Consider the following 1,681-nt stretch of genomic DNA (forward strand, 5'->3'; position numbering starts at 1 on the left):
TGTGTTACCTTGAACACCTTGAGGTCCAGTGGCACCAGTAGCACCTGTGTTACCTTGAACACCTTGAGGTCCAGTAGCACCAGTAGCACCTGTGTTACCTTGAGCACCTTGGGGTCCAGTAGCACCAGTAGCACCAGTAGCACCAGTAGCACCTGTGTTACCTTGAACACCTTGAGGTCCAGTAGCACCAGTAGCACCTGTGTTACCTTGAACACCTTGAGGTCCAGTAGCACCAGTAGCACCTGTGTTACCTTGAGCGCCTTGAGGTCCAGTAGCGCCAGTAGCACCTGTGTTACCTTGAACACCTTGAGGTCCAGTGGCACCAGTAGCACCTGTGTTACCTTGAACACCTTGAGGTCCAGTAGCACCAGTAGCACCAGTAGCACCTGTGTTACCTTGAGCACCTTGAGGTCCAGTAGCACCAGTAGCACCTGTGTTACCTTGAGGTCCCTGAGGTCCAGTAGGTCCAGGAGGCCCGCCAGAAGGTCCAGTAGGTCCGGTAACTCCTATACCAGTAGCGCCCGTGTTACCTCGAGGCCCAGTGGCACCGGTAGCGCCAGTAGCACCCGTGTTACCTTGAGCACCTTGAGGTCCAGTGGCACCAGTAGCACCTGTGTTACCTTGAACACCTTGAGGTCCAGTGGCACCAGTAGCACCTGTGTTACCTTGAACACCTTGAGGTCCAGTAGCACCAGTAGCACCTGTGTTACCTTGAGCACCTTGAGGTCCAGTGGCACCAGTAGCACCAGTAGCACCTGTGTTACCTTGAACACCTTGAGGTCCAGTAGCACCAGTAGCACCCGTGTTACCTTGAGCGCCTTGAGGTCCAGTGGTACCAGTAGCACCCGTGTTACCTTGAACACCTTGAGGTCCAGTGGCACCAGTAGCGCCGGTAGCACCTGTGTTACCTTGAGCACCTTGAGGTCCAGTGGCACCAGTAGCACCAGTAGCACCTGTGTTACCTTGAACACCTTGAGGTCCAGTAGCACCAGTAGCACCCGTGTTACCTTGAGGTCCCTGAGGTCCAGTAGCGCCAGTAGCACCTGTGTTACCTTGAGCACCTTGAGGTCCAGTAGCGCCTGTGTTACCTTGAACACCTTGAGGTCCAGTAGCACCAGTAGCACCTGTGTTACCTTGAACACCTTGAGGTCCAGTAGCACCAGTAGCACCTGTGTTACCTTGAGCGCCTTGAGGTCCAGTAGCGCCAGTAGCACCTGTGTTACCTTGAACACCTTGAGGTCCAGTGGCACCAGTAGCACCTGTGTTACCTTGAACACCTTGAGGTCCAGTAGCACCAGTAGCACCTGTGTTACCTTGAGCACCTTGAGGTCCAGTAGCACCAGTAGCACCTGTGTTACCTTGAGGTCCCTGAGGTCCAGTAGGTCCAGGAGGCCCGCCAGAAGGTCCAGTAGGTCCGGTAACTCCTATACCAGTAGCGCCCGTGTTACCTCGAGGCCCAGTGGCACCGGTAGCGCCAGTAGCGCCCGTGTTACCTTGAGGCCCAGTGGCACCGGTAGCGCCAGTAGCGCCCGTGTTACCTCGAGGCCCAGTAGCGCCAGTAGCGCCCGTGTTACCTCGAGGCCCAGTGGCACCGGTAGCGCCAGTAGCGCCCGTGTTACCTCGAGGCCCAGTGGCACCGGTAGCGCCAGTAGCGCCCGTGTTACCTTGAGGTCCAGTGGCA

Annotated in this window: 1 pseudogene; it reads right to left on the reverse strand. The window is 56.8% G+C overall.

The window, feature by feature from the left end:
* Nucleotides 1–1,681: pseudogene (locus ACTFR8_RS30265) on the reverse strand (collagen-like protein); the annotation flags it as partial.

The sequence above is a fragment of the Bacillus cereus group sp. MYBK15-3 genome, assembly GCF_051916765.1.
Taxonomy (GTDB): Bacteria; Bacillota; Bacilli; order Bacillales; family Bacillaceae_G; genus Bacillus_A; species Bacillus_A cereus.